Annotated in this window: 14 protein-coding genes and 1 pseudogene; 11 read left to right on the top strand and 4 right to left on the bottom strand. The window is 70.3% G+C overall.

The features are described from left to right. Positions 1-337: 337 nt before the first annotated feature. Positions 338-864: pseudogene (locus O7609_RS23140) on the bottom strand (replication initiator); the annotation flags it as partial. 8 nt (positions 865-872) lie between these two features. Next, positions 873-1,334 (bottom strand): MarR family winged helix-turn-helix transcriptional regulator, encoded by a 462-nt coding sequence (locus O7609_RS23130; protein ID WP_269735061.1) that lies wholly within the window; start codon positions 1,332-1,334, stop codon positions 873-875. Between the two features lie 141 nt (positions 1,335-1,475). Here O7609_RS23130 and gap point away from each other — a divergent pair, with 141 nt between their 5' ends. From gap to O7609_RS23075, 11 genes are all read left to right on the top strand, one after another. Further along, positions 1,476-2,480, top strand: coding sequence for a type I glyceraldehyde-3-phosphate dehydrogenase (gene gap / locus O7609_RS23125; protein WP_269735062.1), 1,005 nt, complete (start codon positions 1,476-1,478; stop codon positions 2,478-2,480). A 171-nt stretch (positions 2,481-2,651) separates the two neighbouring features. Next, entirely contained in the window at positions 2,652-3,848 is a 1,197-nt protein-coding gene (penM, locus tag O7609_RS23120; protein WP_269735063.1) for a pentalenolactone synthase, read from the top strand. 58 nt (positions 3,849-3,906) lie between these two features. Then, positions 3,907-4,758: a 1-deoxypentalenic acid 11-beta-hydroxylase gene (gene ptlH, locus O7609_RS23115; RefSeq protein WP_269735064.1), complete on the top strand. Its 852-nt coding sequence runs from the start codon at positions 3,907-3,909 to the stop codon at positions 4,756-4,758. Positions 4,759-4,816: 58 nt separating this feature from the next. Further along, positions 4,817-6,268, top strand: a complete 1,452-nt coding sequence (locus O7609_RS23110; RefSeq protein WP_269744167.1) for an MFS transporter — start codon at positions 4,817-4,819, stop codon at positions 6,266-6,268. Between the two features lie 124 nt (positions 6,269-6,392). Continuing rightward, a complete protein-coding gene (gene ptlF, locus O7609_RS23105) occupies positions 6,393-7,169 on the top strand; it encodes a 1-deoxy-11-beta-hydroxypentalenate dehydrogenase (protein WP_269744166.1) in 777 nt (258 codons plus the stop codon). Next, positions 7,156-8,970, top strand: coding sequence for a neopentalenolactone/pentalenolactone D synthase (gene ptlE, locus O7609_RS23100; protein ID WP_269744165.1), 1,815 nt, complete (start codon positions 7,156-7,158; stop codon positions 8,968-8,970). Before ptlF ends, ptlE begins: the two co-directional genes overlap by 14 nt. A gap of 28 nt (positions 8,971-8,998) precedes the next feature. Next, positions 8,999-9,895 (top strand): neopentalenolactone/pentalenolactone F synthase, encoded by an 897-nt coding sequence (ptlD, locus tag O7609_RS23095; RefSeq protein ID WP_269735067.1) that lies wholly within the window; start codon positions 8,999-9,001, stop codon positions 9,893-9,895. Then, positions 9,892-10,905, top strand: coding sequence for a polyprenyl synthetase family protein (locus O7609_RS23090; protein ID WP_269735068.1), 1,014 nt, complete (start codon positions 9,892-9,894; stop codon positions 10,903-10,905). Before ptlD ends, O7609_RS23090 begins: the two co-directional genes overlap by 4 nt. A 123-nt stretch (positions 10,906-11,028) precedes the next feature. Beyond that, positions 11,029-12,042, top strand: coding sequence for a pentalenene synthase (gene ptlA / locus O7609_RS23085; protein WP_269735069.1), 1,014 nt, complete (start codon positions 11,029-11,031; stop codon positions 12,040-12,042). Positions 12,043-12,140: 98 nt separating this feature from the next. After that, complete coding sequence (gene ptlI, locus O7609_RS23080; RefSeq protein ID WP_269735070.1) at positions 12,141-13,532, top strand: pentalenene oxygenase; 1,392 nt, start codon at positions 12,141-12,143, stop codon at positions 13,530-13,532. Positions 13,533-14,409: 877 nt separating this feature from the next. Next, a complete protein-coding gene (locus O7609_RS23075; RefSeq protein ID WP_269735071.1) occupies positions 14,410-15,987 on the top strand; it encodes an MFS transporter in 1,578 nt (525 codons plus the stop codon). Here O7609_RS23075 and O7609_RS23070 read toward each other — a convergent pair. After that, positions 15,977-16,726, bottom strand: a complete 750-nt coding sequence (locus tag O7609_RS23070) for a thioesterase II family protein (protein WP_269735072.1) — start codon at positions 16,724-16,726, stop codon at positions 15,977-15,979. The two genes, O7609_RS23075 and O7609_RS23070, sit on opposite strands and share 11 nt — an antisense overlap. Positions 16,727-16,731: 5 nt before the next feature. After that, the gene (locus O7609_RS23065; RefSeq protein ID WP_269735073.1) at positions 16,732-17,952 is read right to left on the bottom strand and encodes an acyl-CoA dehydrogenase family protein; all 1,221 of its coding nucleotides are present in this window, start codon (positions 17,950-17,952) and stop codon (positions 16,732-16,734) included. Positions 17,953-17,954: the final 2 nt, after the last annotated feature.

The following is a 17,954-nucleotide window of genomic DNA, read 5'->3' as shown; positions in this document are numbered from 1 at the left end:
CCGATCGTCAGGAAGTGCGGCACCTAGCCGCTTCAAGTTGGGTTCAGACCACGCATCTCGTAACGCACCCGGAGGTGTTTGAACTGGCGGAACTAGGAGGGGGCTCTGACATCAACGACCGACATCAACAGGCACGTACGTCAGTGGACGCCTACATCGCAGAGTGCGCAAGCCAGGCCGCCCCGGCATAGTCGGCATACTGTGGCCAGTAGGTTGGCACGCGCCTGGGGGTCAAGGGGTCGCAGGTTCAAATCCTGTCGTCCCGACGGTGCGAGAAGGCCCGCCGATCTGGATCGATTTCCAGGTCAGCGGGCCTTCGTCGTGTCGGCCGGGCCGCTCAGCACACCAGCCGCAAGTGCCGCTTCGGGCGCTCTTCTGGGACCACTTTGGGACCACTCTCGCCTTCCTCAGACCCAGATGGGACCCAGGACGGCTTGGCGAGGTGGGCACTCAGCGCGACCCCCGCCAGCTCCACCGATCGCATGTCCGGGTGAAGGCAACGCTGCGTCGTGGTGAGGGAACCGTGCCCGGCGATCTTCCGCAGCACGTGCAGCGGCACGCCAGCGTCAGCCATCCAGGTCAGGCCCGTGTGCCGCGGGTCGTGACGTCGCAGATGCTCCTAGCCGAGCTTGACGGCCACCTCGCCTCAGTGCGTCGCGTCGCGGAGTACCGCTGTGGCGATGGGGCGGATGTCGAGCTGGGTGCCCCAGCGCAGGGCGCGCTCCGGCTCGGTGCCGGAGGCGGGGACGGTCACGGTGGTGTAGGAGTGCGCCACGGCCGCGTTGACGGCGTCGGTGAGGAGCTGGACGCCGGCCCGGCCGGGGGCGCGTCTTCGGGGTCGTCGGGGCCGTCGAGGCGGATGACTGTGGGCCCTACCGTCCGGCTTCGGCCCCGAGTTCCGCAAGGCGGTTCAGAACGGGCAGAGCCGCGGCGATCGCCTGTCGCTCCGCGGGCGCCAGCTGGGCGATCAGCGGAGTCAGGTGACGGCCCCGGTCCTCGTGCCGGGCCTGGCCGATCCTCCGGCCGCTGTCGGTGATGTGGACGAGGACGGCGCGCCCGTCCGCCGGATCGGGGCGGCGTTCCACGAGCCCGTCGCGCTCGAGCCGTGTGACCAGCTGAGTGAGGCCCGGCTGGCTGATCTGCTCGGTCCTGACGAGTTCGGTCAGCCGCTTCGGACCGCTGTTGGCCAGGGTGTCCAGCACGGACAGGGTCGTGAACGACAGCTTCTGCACCGTGGGAAGCCGGATGTAGTAGCGGTTGAAGTTCTCGATCGCCTTGGTGAGGTCTCCGACGTCCAAGTCGGTGTCGGCGTTCGCGCGCTGAGGAGAAGTCACGGCTGGAAATATATCGCAAACTTATGTAAGCTGTTGATCGATCATGTGCCAGGCGCCTCGTTCAGGCGCACGGTTCGCATCGCAGGTCGGCGCAACGGTGCGCCGATGGGCTTGCGGAGCGCTAGGTGAGGAAACACACCCATGACTGTGCGAATCGGCATCAACGGCTTCGGACGCATCGGTCGCAACGTCTTCCGCGCGGCGGCCACGCGGAGTTCGGAGCTGGAGATCGTCGCCGTCAACGATCTGGGCGACGTGCCCACGATGGCCCATCTGCTCGCTTACGACTCGGTTCTGGGGCGCTTCCCCGAGGAGATCACCGCCGAGCCGGGCGCGATCCGCGTGGGTGCCCGGACGATCAAGGTCCTCGCTGAACGTGACCCCGTCGACCTGCCCTGGGGCGACCTGGGCGTGGACATCGTGATCGAGTCCACCGGCATCTTCACCGACGCCGCGAAGGCGCGCTCACACGTCGAAGGCGGAGCGAAGAAGGTCATCATCGCCGCTCCGGCCAGCGGCGAGGACATCACTCTGGTGATGGGGGTCAACGATGGTGACTACGACCCCGAGCGCCACACCATCGTCTCCAACGCATCCTGCACCACCAACTGCCTCGGCGTACTGGCCAAGGTGCTGCACGACGCCGTCGGTATCGACACCGGCATGATGACCACGGTCCACGCCTACACGCAGGACCAGAACCTCCAGGACGCACCGCACAAGGACCTGCGCCGGGCCCGGGCCGCGGCCATGAACATCGTGCCCACCTCCAGCGGCGCCGCCAAGGCCATCGGCCTCGTCCTGCCGGAACTCGCCGGTCGCCTCGACGCGTTCGCCCTGCGGGTGCCCGTCCCCACCGGCTCGGTCACCGACCTCACCGTCACCACCCGCCGCGGCACGACCGTCCAAGAAGTGAAGGAGGCGTACGCCGCGGCTGCCGCCGGGCCGTACAAGGGTTTGCTGTCGTCCGTGAACGCCCCGCTGGTCAGCACCGACATCGTCGGCGACCCCGCCTCCTGCGTCTTCGACGCAGAGCTCACCCGGGTGTACGGCCCGCAGGTCAAGGTCGTCGGCTGGTACGACAACGAGTGGGGCTACTCCAACCGGCTCATCGACCTGGCACAGCTCATCGGGTCGTCTCTGTAGCAGCCTTGGCCCGGTCTGTCACCCGCACGTCGGCTTCGATCGTCCGCCGAAGCGGCGGTCACAGCCTGGGCGCGCCCGTGAACCGGCGCGCAGCGCACTCGACGCCACCGGTGCCGTCGGTGTGCCGAATGCCTGACACACCCCATGCGCCACACGATGAGGGGAGACTCAATGAAGGAACTCCCGAAGTTACCGTTCGACAACCCAGACCTGCTCGGCATCGCCCCCCAGATGCGCGCACTCCAGCAGGAGGGGCCGATCACCAGGGTGCGGACCCCCGGTGAAGACGCGTGGCTGGTCACCCGCTACGACGAGGTGAGGACCCTACTCGCCGACCGCCGGCTCCGGCTCAGCAATCCCAACCCACAGCAGGCGGCCAAGAGCGCGGCAAGGAAATTCATGATCGCGCTGATGGCCGGGGATGACCACGAGACCGAGCCCACCAGGCACGCGCAGATGCGCCAACTGCTCGTGCCCCGCTTCACCACGCGCCGGATGCGCCTGATGAAGACCCGGATTGAACATCACGTCGACGAGCTGCTCGACCAGCTGGCCGCCAGCGCCCCGCCGGTCGACCTGCACCACGCCCTGTCGTTCCCGCTGCCGACCATGGTGGTCTGCGATCTCCTCGGCGTACCGCTGGCCGACCGGGAGCGGTTCGGGCAGTGGGCGAGAGGCACCTTCGACCAGAGCGACAACGAGCACTCGGCGAACACCTTCGAACAGGTGGTCGACTACATGTCCGAACTGGTGGCGCACAAGCGCACCGAGCCGGGCGACGACATCCTCTCCGAACTGATCGCCGACACGGACGGCGAACTGTCCGACGCTGACATCGCCCACCTGGGCAACGCCGTACTGTTGTTCGGATACGAGACCACCATCGTGCGTATCGACCTCGGCACCCTGCTGCTCCTGCGCAATCCGGCCCAGCGCGCCCTGCTGGCCGAGAAGCCCGAACTCGCGCCGGACGCGGTTGAGGAAATCCTGCGCCTGGCCGTCGGCGGCAACGGGGCCAACGCGGTCATACCCCGCTACGCGCACGGCGACATCACCGTCGGCGACACAGTGATCCGGACCGGAGACGCGGTGATGCTGGGCATCGGCGCGGCCAACTACGACAGCCGGGCCTACCCCGACGGCGACCGGTTCGACCTGACCCGGGACAAGCCCAAGTCGCACCTGGCATTCGGGCACGGCGCACGGCATTGCATCGGCCGCACGCTGGCCCGAATCGAGCTGACCGCAGTGTTCGAGAGGCTGTTCCGCAGGCTGCCCGACCTCCGCCTCGCGGTGCCCGAAGAGTCGCTGCGCTGGCAGGAGCACCGGATCACCGGCGGGTTCGACGCCATTCCCGTCACCTTCTGACCCTCCGGAAGTTTACGGCACCTTCCCCCACGTACAGACGTTGCGAGGACAAGAAGCCATGACGGAAACCTTCAGCGACTACGTCGACTGCACCCCCCTTCTCGGCGACCGTGAGGCTCTCGACCGGTTCTACGACGAGCACGGCTACGTCTACTTGCGCGGCGCCCTGGACCCCGAGCTCGTGCGGACCACTGCCGAGCAGATGCTCGGGGGCCTGATCGCACTCGGGCACGCCGCCCCCGGCACGACCCTCGACACCCTCTCCATCGAGTCCTTCGAAGCGGTCGACGAGGTGGCGATGCACGACTACGTCAAGTACGACGACCTGTGGAACCACCCCTCGACCGTCAAGGTCTGGGAGAAGGTCTTCGGCGAGCCGGTCTTCGTCTTCAAGTCGACGACGATCCGCTACTACCCCTCCGCCGCGGGCTCCGCGGAGCCGAGCTTCCTGACGCCGCTGCACCAGGACGGCTTCTACATAGGGCCCAACAAGGACTTCCGCACCGCCTGGATACCGCTGCTCCCGACCTCCCGCGACATCGGCGGCGTCGCCGTGGCCGACGGCAGCCACAAGCAGGGACCGCGCGAGCACGTCGTCACCGAGAACTTCCGCCGCTTCAGCCACCCCGTGCGCGGCATCCCGGCGGAGGGGTTCGGTGCCGACGAGCAGCTGCTGTTCTCGCCGATGGAACCGGGCGACGTGATCCTCTTCCACGCCTTCACGTGTCACAAGTCCATCCCCAACGTCTCGGCAGACCCGGCCGGCATGCGGATGTCGATGGACACTCGCATCCAGCCCGCCTCCTCGCAACGCGGTTTCAACGCTCTGACGCCCTGGCCGGAGTCCGCGAAGGACGCCTCCAAGGGAATCATGTCGAAGATCACCGGCACTCCCACCGCCGTCGAGTAGCGATGACTCCCCGCCCCCTCACTTCTGCGCGAATAGCGAGTCAATGACGAACGAGTCAATGACGAAGAACCAGGGGACGCCCCCTGGACAAGGACCGGTCTCCCCCCAGCCTGCCTCCACCCCGTCGGCAGACACCGCCCCGGGCCTCACCATCGCCCTCGTGGTGGTGCTCACCGGGTACGCCCTGTCCATCGTGGACGCCTCCATCGTCAACGTGGCGCTGTCCTCGATCAACGACGATCTCCACGGCGGCCCCGCCGCGCTGGAGCTGGTGGTGTCCGGCTACGGCCTCACCTTCGCCCTTGGCCTGGTCCTGGGGGGACGACTGGGCGACGCCTTCGGCAGACGGCGCCTGTACGCATACGGGCTCGCAGCATTCACCGCCACGTCGGCACTGTGCGGGCTCGCCCCGACCATCGAGTTCCTCGTCACGGCCCGGCTGCTCCAGGGCGCCGCCGCCGCCATGCTCGTACCGCAGGTCCTCGCGACGATCCAGGCAGCCACCGAGGGCCAGGCGCGAGCCCGTGCGATCGGCATGTACGGCGCGACCGCGGCGCTCGGCATGGTCACCGGGCAGGTCCTGGGCGGGATGCTGGTCTCGCTGGACGTCGCCGGGATCGGCTGGCGGTCGGTCTTCGCGATCAATGTGCCGATCGGGCTGGCCGCGCTGCTCGCCGTCCGGCGCGTCCCCCCGACCAAGGCGGACGCGAAGCCGCGTTTCGACCCGATGGGTACCGTGCTGTTCGGTGTCACCATGGTCTGCATCCTCGCCGTGGTCGTGGCAGGCCCCGACCTGGGCTGGCCACGGTGGCTGTGGTCGCTGCTCGCGGTCGCCGCGGCGGCGGCGGCGGCGCTGGTGCGGGTCGAACGCGCGCTGGAGGCGCGGGGCGGCTCACCACTGCTGTCCCCGTCGGTGCTGTCCGACCCGGGGATGCGCAGAGGCCTTGCGGCGATGGTGCCGTTCTCGGCCGGGTTCGGGGCTTTCCTGTTCGTCTACGCGCTGGTCGCGCAGGGGCATTTCGGTCTGCACGGGCTCGCCTCCGGCGGTGTCCTCACACCGTTCGCCGCGGCGTTCTTCGTGGTGACGCTGTTCACCCCGAGGATCGCGGCGGCCCTGGGCCGCCGGATCGTCACCCTGGGCGCACTCGTCCAGGCCCTGGGCCTGCTGCTGCTGGCCCTGACGGTCGGCCTTGGCTGGCCGCACCCTTCGCTGGTGCTCGTCCTCTTCGGGATCGGCCTCTTCGGCGTGGGCGCGGCGCTGACCGGCCCGACGCTGTTCCGGACGATCCTCGCCGACGTACCTCCCGCGCAGGCCGGCATGGGCAGCGGTGTCCTGGTGACCAGCCAGCAGATGGCGACCGCGCTGGGCGCGACCGTCGGCGGGACCCTCTACGTCTCGCTGGCCGGTGCGCTGTCGACGGTGTCAGCGGCCGTATTTGTTCTCGCTCTGTTGGTGTGTTTCGCCGTGACCGTTCTCATGATCAGCCTGAAGCTACCCGACCCCGGATGACACCCGCATCCCTCGAACGACGCGACCCGTTCCAGACCTTCTCGTCGGCAACGGCACGCCGTCCTGCGGCGTACCCGAGCGCAGAAGCGGAGACAGCCAAGTGCAGCTACAGACGAGGACAGCCGTGGTTACCGGTGCGGCCAGCGGTATCGGCCTCGCCCTCAGCGCCCGCTTCGCGCGGGCCGGCGTCGGCGTGGTCATGGCGGACGTCGAAAGTGACGCGCTGCACCGCCGGGCCGCCGAACTCACCGCTCAGGGCGCGCAGGTCATCCCCGTGGCCGCTGACCTGACCGACCCGGAGGCCGTCGAACACCTCGCGGACACGGCGTTCGACCAGCTCGGCGACATCGGCGTGGTGTGCAACAACGCCGGCGTCCTCGGCCCCGTCGGGCAGCCCCTGTGGGAGGTGCCGCTGGAGCGGATGCGGCAGGTCTTCGAGGTCAACCACTGGGCACACGTCCTGGTGGCCCGCGCCTTCACCCCCCGGCTCCTCGAGCGCGGCCGGCCCGCACATCTGATCCACACGGCCTCGATGTCCGCCTTCGTCGTCGGCGGCGGCAGCGCCGCCTACGCCGCTTCCAAGCACGCCGACCTCGCGATCGCCCGCAGTCTGCGCGCCGACCTGGAAGGCACCGAGGTCCGGGTGTCGGTGCTGTGCCCCGGCCGTGTCGACACCCCCATGGTCAAGGGCCTGACGGCCCCCCGCGGCGCGGGGGGCGACACCTCGGTGAGCGCCGAGGACGTGGCCGAAGTCGTATGGGGGGCCATCGGCACCGACCGCTTCTACCTCTTCAGCAACTCCGACGCCCCGCCGCGGCTGCGCGATCAGTTCGATGACGTATGGCGTCACCTGTCCCTTACGCCCGCTTCCCTTCCGAGGAGGATCCGTGGCCAGCGCTGAAAGCGACGACCGTGGCGACGAAACACTGAACATCGACCTGGAGGCGGTGCGGGGGAAATACCGGCAGGAGCGAGACAAGCGCACCGCCGGCCGCACCTACCAGTTCGCGCGTGGTGACTTCAGCCGCTACGCGCGAGACCCCTACACCGACCGGCAGGAGCGCGAGCCGCTCGCCGACGAGGTGGACGTCGCCGTCGTCGGCGCCGGTATCGGCGGGTTGCTGACCGGTGCCCATCTGCGCAAGGAGACCAACCTTGATCGTATCCGCCTGATCGACGAGGCCGCCGACGTCGGCGGCACCTGGTACTGGAACCGCTTCCCCGGCGTCCGGTGCGACGTCGAGAGTTACATCTACATGCCGCTGCTCGAGGAGATCGGCACGATACCCACCGAGAAATACTCCACCGGGCCCGAGATCTTCGCCCACCTCCAACAGATCGCCCACCGGTACGACCTCTATCGCGATGCCCTCTTCCAGACCACCGTCACCGAGCTGCGTTGGGACGAGGCAGCCGGGAAGTGGCTGGTGAGCACCGACCGCGGCGATCTGATACGAGCCCGGTACGTGGCCATGTCGATCGGTTTGATGCACCGCCCCAAACTCCCCGGGCTGCCGGGTCTGGAGGCGTTCGCCGGGCACTCCTTCCACACCAGTCGCTGGGACTTCGACTACACCGGCGGCGACAGCACCGGCGGCCTGACCAAGCTGCGGGACAAGAGGGTCGGCGTCATCGGCACCGGGTCGACGACCGTCCAGCTCGCCCCGCACCTCGCCGAGTGGGCCGAGGAGCTCGTCATCTTCCAACGCACTCCGGCCACGGTCGACGTCCGAGGTAACCGGCCCACCTCGCCAGACTGGGCGAACAGCCTCGAACCGGGCTGGCAGCAGCGCCGGATGGAGAACTTCCACGCACTGACCTCAGGCGTCCCACAGGACGAGGACCTGGTCCAGGACCGCTGGACCCAGACCACGGCCAAGCTGGCCGCCGCGATTCTGCCCACCGGTGACACCGGGGGAGACCCGAACGAGAGGGCCCTCGCGGCCGAGCGGGCGGACTTTCTCAAGATGGAGGAGCTGCGCGCCCGCATCGACAGCGTTGTCACCGACCCCGCGACCGCCGCCGCCCTCAAGCCGTACTATCGCGTGTACTGCAAGCGGCCCTGCTTCCACGACAGTTACCTGGAGACCTTCAACCGGCCCAACGTGACCCTGGTCGACACCCAGGGGCGGGGCGTGGAGCGGCTCACGCCGGCCGGGGTGGTCGCGAACGGCCGGGAGTACCCGATCGACTGCCTGGTTTTCGCCACCGGCTACGAGCACGAGTTCGCCGTACCGTACACCGACCGCGCCGGATACGACATCGTCGGCCGCGACGGCCTGAAGCTGTCCGAGAAGTGGGCACACGGGGCGCACACCCTGCACGGACTCCAGGTGCACGGCTTCCCCAACTGCTTCATTCTGTCCAAGGTGCAGGCCGGCCGGCACGTCAACATCGCTTACATGCTGGGCGAGCAGACCCGACACCTCGCGCACATCGTCAAGTCCGTCGAGGAGCGCGGCCACCAGGTGGTGGAGGCCTCCGAGACCGGTGAGAAGGCATGGGTCGAGGAGATCCTCCGGCTCGCCACCAACGACCTCGACTTCCTCGAGAACTGCACGCCCGGCCTCTACAACAACGAGGGCGACCCGGGCGGACTGCCCCTGCTCAACTCCAGCTACGGCGGCGGTTCGGTGGAGTTCGTGAACATCCTCAGGGGCTGGCGCGAGGCGGGCGACCTCGCCGGCCTCGAACTGCGGTGATCCCCCTTCGCGAAAGGCGGCAATGCCCATGGACGTAACGCCGATACCCGGCGCCGCTCTCGGCGCCGTCGTGCACGGTGCCCATGTCACCGGCGACCCGGACACATGCCAGTCCGAGGAGATCTGGGAGGCGCTCGACGCGCATCTCGTACTGGTCTTCCGCGGCCACGAGACCCCCTCCTACGAGGAGTTTCTCGCCTTCGGCCGTCGCTTCGGGTACATCCCGAAGACCGGTCTCACCAGCGGCGCCCACCCCGACCACAACGAGATCCTGATCGTCTCCAACCTGGTGGAGGACGGCCGTAAGATCGGCGTTGGCGACGCCGGATGGATGAGCTGGCACACCGACTACTCTTTCCGCCCCCGCGTCTCCCAGGTCGGCTTCCTGGAGGCAGTGGAAGTGCCGTCGTCCGGCGGCGGGGAGACCCTCTTCACCGACATGTACGCCCTGTACGAGTCGCTGTCGCCAGAGGAGCACCGGCGCCTGCACTCCTACCGGGTCCGCCACGCCCTGCGCACCGGCTACGAGGAGACCATCGAGGAGGAGCTCCAGGGCGAGGTGTCCCTCGGCGAGGCCGAACAGATCCAACCCGAGGACGGCACGTCCACCATCCACCCCCTCATCGCCCGCAACCCCCGCACCGGCCGCCAGTCCGTCTACATCAGCACCCTGAACACCAAGCGTATCGTGGGCCTCGCCCCCGACGAGAGCCGCAAGCTGCTCGACGAACTGCTGTCGCACGCGGGCAAGCCTCAGTACACCTACGTCCACACCTGGCAGCCCGGGGACATCGTCATGTGGGACCAACTGGGCACCGTCCACGCCAAGCAGGCCTTCGACCCGGCCGAACGGCGCATCATGCGACAGCTCGTCAGCATCTTCGACGACCCGGCCGACCCCTGGCGCGCGGAGATCGCCGCATGAGCACCGCTCCCGCATGCCTCAGCCACAGCCGGGACACGATCACCCCGGCGCTGCGTGCCGCCGTCGACCGGCTCGACCACCGCTCACGTCACCAGGCGGCCTACCACTTCGGCTGGATCACCGCCGACGGCGCGCCCACCAGCGCCGACGCCGGCAAGGCCGTACGGCCGGCACTCGCGTTGCTGTCGGCCGAGGCGGTCGGCGCACCGCCGGAGGTCGCCCTGCCCGGTGCCGTGGCCGTGGAGCTCGTGCACAACTTCTCCCTGGTGCACGACGATCTGATGGACGGCGACGAGGAACGCCGCCACCGGCGCACGGTGTGGAAGCTGTGGGGTCCCTCCAGCGCCATCCTCACCGGTGACGCGATGCTGGTACTCGCCCAGGAGGTGTTGCTGGACACGGGGCTGCCGACGGCGGCCCCCGCCGCCCGGCTGCTGGCACGCACCACCCGGCATCTGATCCGCGGCCAGGTCCAGGACCTGGCCTTCGAGCAGCGCTCGCAGGTCACGGTCGGGGAATGCGTCGACATGGCCGCCGGAAAGACCGGGGCGCTGCTGTCGGCGAGCGCCGCGATCGGCGCCGTTCTCGCCGGGGCACCGGAGGCGACGGTAGCCGGGCTGTCGCTCTACGGCGATCAGGTCGGTCTCGCCTTTCAGCTCGTCGACGACGTTCTCGGCATCTGGGGCGACCCGGCCGTCACCGGCAAGTCGGTCCACTCCGACCTGCGCTCCCGCAAGAAGTCCCTGCCGGTGAGCCATGCACTGAATCAGGACGGCCCGCTCAGTGGTGAGTTGGCCGCCTGGCTCGACACTCCCGGCGAACCCGCCGAGGAGGAACTGCGGCGCGTGGCCGACCTGGTCGAGAACGCCGGTGGCCGGGACTGGGCGCTGGCCGAGGCAGCCCGGCGGATGGCGCTGGCCGAGGACGCGCTCCGCGGTGTCGAGCTGGACGCCGGGGCGCGGGGTGAACTCCTCGCGCTCGGGAAGTTCGTCGTCGACCGCCAGGTCTGAGGTCGGGCCGGCCTCCGTACCCGTATGCCCCTTCCCGACGTCTGAGTCTCCCCACAGTGCAGCGCCTCCGTCAGAGCACCGACCCGTTCGCCGCCCCTCCTCAACCGACCCCAAGGATTCCCCATGCCTCAGGATGTCGACTTCCACATGCCCCTGCCGGCCCGGCAGAGTCCGGAGCACGCCCGGGCCGAGGCCGAAATGCTGGCGTGGCCGCGCTCGCTCGGCCTGATCACGTCCGAGGCAGCGGCCGAGCGTCATCTGCGCGGTGGCTACGCGGATCTGGCCTCGCGCTTCTATCCACATGCCACCGGCGCCGACCTGGACCTCGGCGTCGACCTCATGTCGTGGTTCTTCCTCTTCGACGACCTCTTCGACGGGCCGCGCGGTGAGGACCCCGAAGACGCGAAACGTCTCACCGACGCGGTGGCGGCCGCTCTGGACGGCCCCCTTCCGGCCTCGGCGCCTCCGATAGCCCACGGGTTCGCGGACCTCTGGCGGCGCTGCCGCGAGGAGATGACACCGGCCTGGTGCGCACGCAGCACCCGGCACTGGCGAAACTACTTCGACGGATACGTCGACGAGGCGCGGAGCCGGTTCCGGAACAAGCCGTACGACTGCGCCGCGGAGTACCTCGCCATGCGGCGGCACACGATCGGCGTTCAGCCGACCGTGGACCTCGCCGAGCGCGCGGGCCGCTTCGAGGTGCCGCACCGGGTCTTCGGCAGCGCGGTGCTCGACGCGATGCTCCAGGTCGCCGTCGACGTCAATCTGATGCTCAACGACATCGCCTCCCTGGAGAAGGAGGAGGCCCGCGGCGAGCAGAACAACATGATCATGATCCTGCGCCGCGAGCACGGCTGGTCCAAGGGGCGCAGTATCGCCCACCTTCAGGACGAGGTGCACGCCCGGCTGGAACAGTTCCTGCTGCTGGAGTCCTGCCTGCCGAAGGTCGGCGACGTCTACCGGCTCGACGAGGCCGAACGCGAGGCACTGGAGCGGTACCGCACCGACGCGGTGCGCACGGTGATCCGCGGTTCCTACGACTGGCACCGCTCCTCGGGCCGCTACGACGCCGAGTTCGCGGTCGCCGCCGGTGCCCAGGGCTACCTGGAGGAGCTCGGCCGCAGCACTGGCTAGCAGCACGTACCCGCGCCCGGTTCGTCCCGGCGGCACAGTCATCGGAAGTCCGGGATCGGCTGTAAACAGAGCAGTAGAGACGGGAAGTTGAGAATCGAATGACTGAGCAGACCTTCTTGGCGGGAGCTGCGCCCGGGGCGCTCCCCGTCGTGGGACACGCCCTCCAGATGATGCGTCACCCCGTGAACTTCATGACCTCGCTGTCGGCCCACGGCGACCTGGTCGAGATCAAGATCGGCCCCACCACGGCCTACGTCCCGACGCACCCCGAGCTGCTGCGGCAGGTCCTGACCAACGACCGCGTCTTCGACAAGGGCGGGGTCTTCTACGACCGCGCCCGTGACATCGCCGGCAACGGTCTGGTCACCTGCCCGTTCGCCGACCACCGCCGTCAGCGCCGGCTGATGCAGTCGGCGTTCACCCGCGGCCAGCTCAAGCGGTACGCCGAGGCCATGCATGCCGAGATCGAGGCAACGGCGTCGCGCTGGCAGGACGGCATGGTCGTCGACGCCTTCCAGGAGATGTACGGCATGGCCCTGCGCACGGTGGGCCGTACCCTGTACTCCACCCCCGTCAGCCCCGAGCTTGCGGCGAAGGTGGAACGTTCCTTCGACGTCGTTCTCAACGGCCTGTTCCGGCAGATGTTCCTGCCGGCGTCCATCCGTCGGCTGCCCCTGCCGTCCCAGCGCCGCTACCAGAGCAACCTGGACTTCCTGCACCGGACCACCCAGCAGCTCATCGACGACTACCGCAGCTCCGACACCGAGCGCGACGACCTGCTCGCCGCCCTGATCGCCTCCCGCGACGAGGACGGCGGCCGGCTCGGCGACAAGGAGATCCACGACCAGGTCATCACCGTCATGGCGGCTGGCACCGAGACCGTCGCCGGCACCCTCACCTGGGTCTTCTACCTCCTCTCCCAGCACCCGGAAACCGAGGCCGCGCTCTACGACGAGATCGACACCGTCCTCGACGGCCGCGCCCCGCAGTGGGATGATCTGCCGAACCTTTCGCTGGCCGACCGGATCATCTCCGAGACGCTGCGGCTGCACCCGCCGGCCTGGCTGTTCACCCGCCTCACCGCCTCCCCGGCCGAACTCGCGGGCCGTCAGCTGCCCACCGGCTCCACCGTCGTGTTCAGCCCCGCCGCGGTCGCCCAGTACGAGGACGCCTTCGACAACCCCAAGGCGTTCGACCCCGACCGCTGGCTCCCGGACCGTGTCGCACCGGCCTCCCGCCATGCCTTCGTGCCGTTCGGCACCGGCGCCCGCAAGTGCATCGGCGACCTCTACGCACGCACCGAGGCCACCCTGGGACTCGCCACCATCCTCGGCCGCTGGCGGGTCACCTGCGAGCCCGACATGGACATTCGCCCGGTCCCGCTGGCGACCGTCTATCATCCGCGCCGGCTGCGCCTGAGGCTGGACGCTCGCACCCCGCGCCGGATGACTTCCGCCGTACCCGCGCCGGGCGGGGGTGACGCGACGTGAGCGAGGGGGCCGGGCCGTCATCCGCTTCGCCGGTGACTCCGGTGGGACTCACCGGCAAGGGACGCGGAGCGGGTGAAGAACAGTGTACGGGGCCCGCCCCGCCTGCGGCCGGCTGATGGTCGGCCAGACGGAGCGGCCCGCCGCCGAGCGGGGGCCAGGGCGTGCTGGCTCCCGCTGCCGGGGCAACCATGCCTGAAGGGTCGGGGCAATGATTTGCCAGCACGGCCAAAGCAACACCCGCAAGTCCTCTTTTGGTCATGGGACCACTTAGGGACCACACGCTGTGCGCGAAGGCGGACAAGGACAGCTCTGCGGCACGGGTGATCATGTGCCGGTGTGGCTCTGAACCGGGGAAACACCTGACTCGATGATCTGGAGTCAAGGGGTGGCAGGTTCACATCCTGTCGTCCCGACACGGTGCGAAGCCCGTTGAGCTGGAAGAAGTTCCAGCTCAACGGGCTTTTGCGTGTCCGGGAGCGCAACCGTGTGCCTGACGTGGCATCAGGATTGCGGGATCGCCCCGGGAGCCCGCTCCAAGGTCCGGCGTTCGGCGTCCGGCCCAGGTCGCGCGAATCCGCGCCGCGCATCGATGCCACCCGGCTGAGCCGTCGGCCGTTCGCCGGAACCCGACAAGGTCCTCGGGGCGCCGCCGCGGGCTCCACGGCTCCGGGCCGGCGGGTGGGCGTGCTCCGGCAGGGGCGGCGGGTCGGGGTCGCTGCCCGGGGGCCCTGTCCGGGGTGCTCTGACGGGTACCCCGAACCGGGAGAGCATCTGCGGGTGCCCCGCGCATCACGGTGCGGCCTACCGTGCCCGGGCAGCGTGGGACGGCACGTCCGACGCGCACGACGGTACGGCTGCGGACCGCGGGAGCGACGTGTTGGACGATCACAGGACGAGCCGGAAGTGGGGCCTCGCCGTGCTGTGCGCGGCACAGTTCGTGTCCATGCTCGACATCACGGTGGTCAACCTGGCGCTGCCCAGCATCCGCCGCGACCTCGGCACCGGGGTGGCCGGGCTCCAGTGGATCGTCGGGGCCTATGTGCTGGCCTTCGCCTGCCTGCTGCTCTCCGGTGGCTCCCTCGGTGACCGGCTGGGCCGCAGGCGGGTGTTCCTGTGGGGGCTGGCGGTCTTCACCTGCGGCTCCCTGCTGTGCGCGGCCGCGCCGACCCTGGAGGCCCTGGTGGCGGGCCGGGTCTGCCAGGGGGTCGGTGCCGCGCTGTTCGTGCCGGCCACTCTGGCCTTCCTCACGCACCTGTACCCGGAACCGGGTGAGCGGGCCCGCGCGATGGGGGTGTGGTCCGGCGTCTCGGCCCTGGCCCTGCCGCTGGGCCCGGTCATCGGCGGAGCCCTGGTGGACTCGCTGGGCTGGGCGAGCGTGTTCTGGGTCAACGGCCCCTTCGGTGCGGCGACGGTGGTGCTCGCACGCCGGGTCCTGCCCGAGATCCCGGCCCTGCGGCGCGGGGTCGACGTCCCGGGGCAGGTCCTCGCCACCGGCTGGCTGGGCTGCCTCACCTACGGTCTGATCGAGGCGGAGCGGTCGGGGTGGTCCTCCCCGCAGATCACGGCCTCGCTCGGGCTGGCCGGCGTTCTGCTGGCGGCGTTCCTGGCGGTCGAGCACCGCTCCGCGCAGCCGATGGTGCCCCTGGCCCTGTTCCGCGACCGGCGCTTCGCGGCCTGCAACGGCATCCTGTTCGCCGTCGCCTTCGGCCTGCTGGGGTCGTTTCTCTTCCTGTCCCTGTTCGTCCAGCAGGTGCAGGAGTACACGCCGTCGGAGGCCGGGCTGCGCATGCTGCCGCTGCTGTTGCCCGCGGCGGTGGCGGCCCCGGTGGCCGGGAGGCTGGCGGCACGCTACGACCCGGCCCTGCCCATGGTCTGCGGGATGGTGAGCACCGGCGCCGGGCTGCTGGTGCTGGCCACGGTGGACGCGGCGACTCCGTACGCGCTGTGGTGGCCGGCGCTGGTGCCGGTCGGCGCGGGTGTCGGACTGACGATGGCCCCCACCAACGCGGCGCTGATGAGCGGTGTCGCCCCGGCTCGCGCCGGCATCGCCTCGGCGACCTCCATGACCAGCCAGCAGGTCGGCAACGTGCTCGGCGTCGCGGTCGTGGGGGCCGTGGTGGCCGCGGGGTTCTCCGCTTCGCTGACCGAGCGGGCCGACCGGCTCGGGCTGTCGCCCTCGGCGGAGCGGGAGTTGGTGCGCGAGGCCGTCGACGGCAGCCTGGGAGCGCACGGCGCGGCGGGCGGGGAACGCGAACGGGAGCGGGAGGAGGCGGTGGACGCCGCGCTCACCGCGGGCATCCACCGCGGGCTCGCCCTGAGCGGCGGGATGTACCTGGCCGGGGCCGCGGCCGCGGCGGTCTTCGTCCCCGCGCGTCGGCGTCCGCCCGCCGCCCCGCCCGCCGGACGGCGGGACGAGGGCCCGCGGAAGCGGGGCCGGGGAGCGGTCAGACGCTGACGGCCGCGGACAGTTCCCCCAGCAGGGCCCGTTCCTGCTGGTGCAGGAAGAAGTGGTCGCCCTCCAGCACCTTGAGCGTGAAACCGGCGTCGGTGTGCCGCCGCCACTGGCTGACGGACGAGACCCGCACCTCGGCGTCCTCGCTCCCGGCGAAGGCGGTGATGGGACAGGTCAGCGGACGGCCCTCGCGGTGGCGGTAGGTGTCGGCCACCGCCAAGTCGGCACGGAGGGTCGGGATGAGCATCTCCATCAGGGACTCGTCGGCCAGCACCTCCTCCGGAGTGCCGTTGAACGCCCGCAGGCGCTCGCGGAACTGCGGTTCGGGCAGGTCGTAGTCGGGGACGGTGCCGCGCGGCAGGTGCGGGGCCCGGAAGGCGCCCACGAAGAGGCGGACCGGCGGGCGGCGGTAGCGCCGCTCCAGCGCTCGGGCCAGCTCGAAGGCGACCAGTGCGCCCAGGCTGTACCCGAAGAGAGCGTACGGCCCGTCGCCGGCGGCGAGCAGCCGCGGCAGCAGGTCGTCCACCAGCGGCTCCACACGGGTGTGCGGGGGTTCCGCCAGCCGACTGCCGCGCCCCGGCAGTTCGACGGGGGTGACCTGGACGAAGGGGGGCAGGTGCCGTTCCCAGTCGGCGTACATCCGCGCGGAGCCCCCCGCGTAGGGCAGGCAGAACATCCGCAGAGGGGCCTCGACGCCCGTTCGACCGACAGGCCGGAAAGCGGTGTGGCGGGTGCGGTCCACGGTGCTCACTCCTCACGCTCGGCGGCGGGCCCGGAGGACCGCGCGGTGTTCCCCGCCAGCAGCGAGACGATGGTCTGGAACTGGATGTTGGAGGTGCCCTCGTAGATCGCCCCGACCTTGGCGTCGCGGTAGAGCTTCTCCACCGGGTGGCGGGTGGAGAAACCGTTCCCCCCGAGGGTCTCCACGGCCTGCGAGGCCGAGCGTTCGGCGATCCTCGACGCCACGTACTTGGCCATCGAGGTGGCCCGTATCCGCTCGTTCTGGGGCGCTCCGTGCTGCAGGAGCCGGGCCGTGTCGTAGAGCAGGGCGCGGGCCGCCTCCAGTTCGGCCGCGAGCCCGGCCAGGGGGAAGCCGACACCCTGGAAGTCGATGACGCGGGTGCCGAACTGGCGCCTGACGCCAGCGTAGTCGAACGCGTACCGCAGGGCGCCGTCGGCGAGGCCGACGAGCTGGGCGGCGATGCCGAGCTTGCCGACGACCAGGGTCTCCACCATGAGCGCGGCACCGCCGTCCGGGCGGCCCACGAGGTCCTGGCGGCCCACCCGCACGCCGTCGAGGACCACTTCGCACGTGGAGCTGGCGCGGATGCCCATCTTGCCCGCCGGGTCGCCGACGGTCAGGCCCGGAGCGTCGCGTTCGACGAGGAACGCGCCCAGGCTGGGCGCGCGCGTGTCGCCGCCGGTGCGCGCGAAGACCAGGAACAGGCCCGCCTGCGCGGCGCTGGTGATCCACTGCTTGCGCCCGGTGAGGCGGTAGCCGTCCCCGTCCGGTTCGGCCCGGGTGGCGAGGGCGAAGGCGTCGCTGCCCGCGCCCTCCTCGGAGATGGCGTAGGCGCCGACCAGGCCGGTGGCGAGCCGGGGCAGGAAGCGCCGCTTCTGGTCGCCGCTGCCGTGCCGCAGCAGAGCGCTGGCGACCAGCGCGTTCTGGACGTCGACGAACACGGCGACCGCGGGGTCGACCCTGGCGAGTTCCTCGATGGCGAGCACCACCTGGAAGAGGTCGCCCCCCGCGCCTCCATAGGCCCGGGGGACCTCGATCCCCATCAGCCCGGCCCGGAACAGCTCCTTGACCAGGTCGTCGTCGAGCCGCTCGGCCTCGTCCATGGCCCGCACCCGGGGCGCCACGGCGGTACGGGCGACGTCGCGGACCGTCTGCCGCCACTCGGCGGCGGGCCCGGGCAGGACGGTCAGCGGCGGCGGGCACCCCGGGGGCGCGGTCGCGGTCATCA

It is taken from the genome of Streptomyces sp. WMMC1477, assembly GCF_027460245.1.
Taxonomy (GTDB): domain Bacteria; phylum Actinomycetota; class Actinomycetes; order Streptomycetales; family Streptomycetaceae; genus Streptomyces.
This window is presented reverse-complemented; position numbering and strand designations above follow the sequence as displayed.

Excerpts from the sequence above, each read along its gene's own strand:
- gap (WP_269735062.1), top strand. The coding sequence starts at position 1,476 with ATGACTGTGCGAATCGGCATCAACGGCTTCGGACGCATCGGTCGCAAC.
- penM (WP_269735063.1), top strand. The coding sequence starts at position 2,652 with ATGAAGGAACTCCCGAAGTTACCGTTCGACAACCCAGACCTGCTCGGC.
- ptlH (WP_269735064.1), top strand. The coding sequence starts at position 3,907 with ATGACGGAAACCTTCAGCGACTACGTCGACTGCACCCCCCTTCTCGGC.
- O7609_RS23110 (WP_269744167.1), top strand. The coding sequence starts at position 4,817 with ATGACGAAGAACCAGGGGACGCCCCCTGGACAAGGACCGGTCTCCCCC.
- ptlD (WP_269735067.1), top strand. The coding sequence starts at position 8,999 with ATGGACGTAACGCCGATACCCGGCGCCGCTCTCGGCGCCGTCGTGCAC.
- O7609_RS23090 (WP_269735068.1), top strand. The coding sequence starts at position 9,892 with ATGAGCACCGCTCCCGCATGCCTCAGCCACAGCCGGGACACGATCACC.
- ptlA (WP_269735069.1), top strand. The coding sequence starts at position 11,029 with ATGCCTCAGGATGTCGACTTCCACATGCCCCTGCCGGCCCGGCAGAGT.
- ptlI (WP_269735070.1), top strand. The coding sequence starts at position 12,141 with ATGACTGAGCAGACCTTCTTGGCGGGAGCTGCGCCCGGGGCGCTCCCC.
- O7609_RS23065 (WP_269735073.1), bottom strand. The coding sequence starts at position 17,952 with ATGACCGCGACCGCGCCCCCGGGGTGCCCGCCGCCGCTGACCGTCCTG.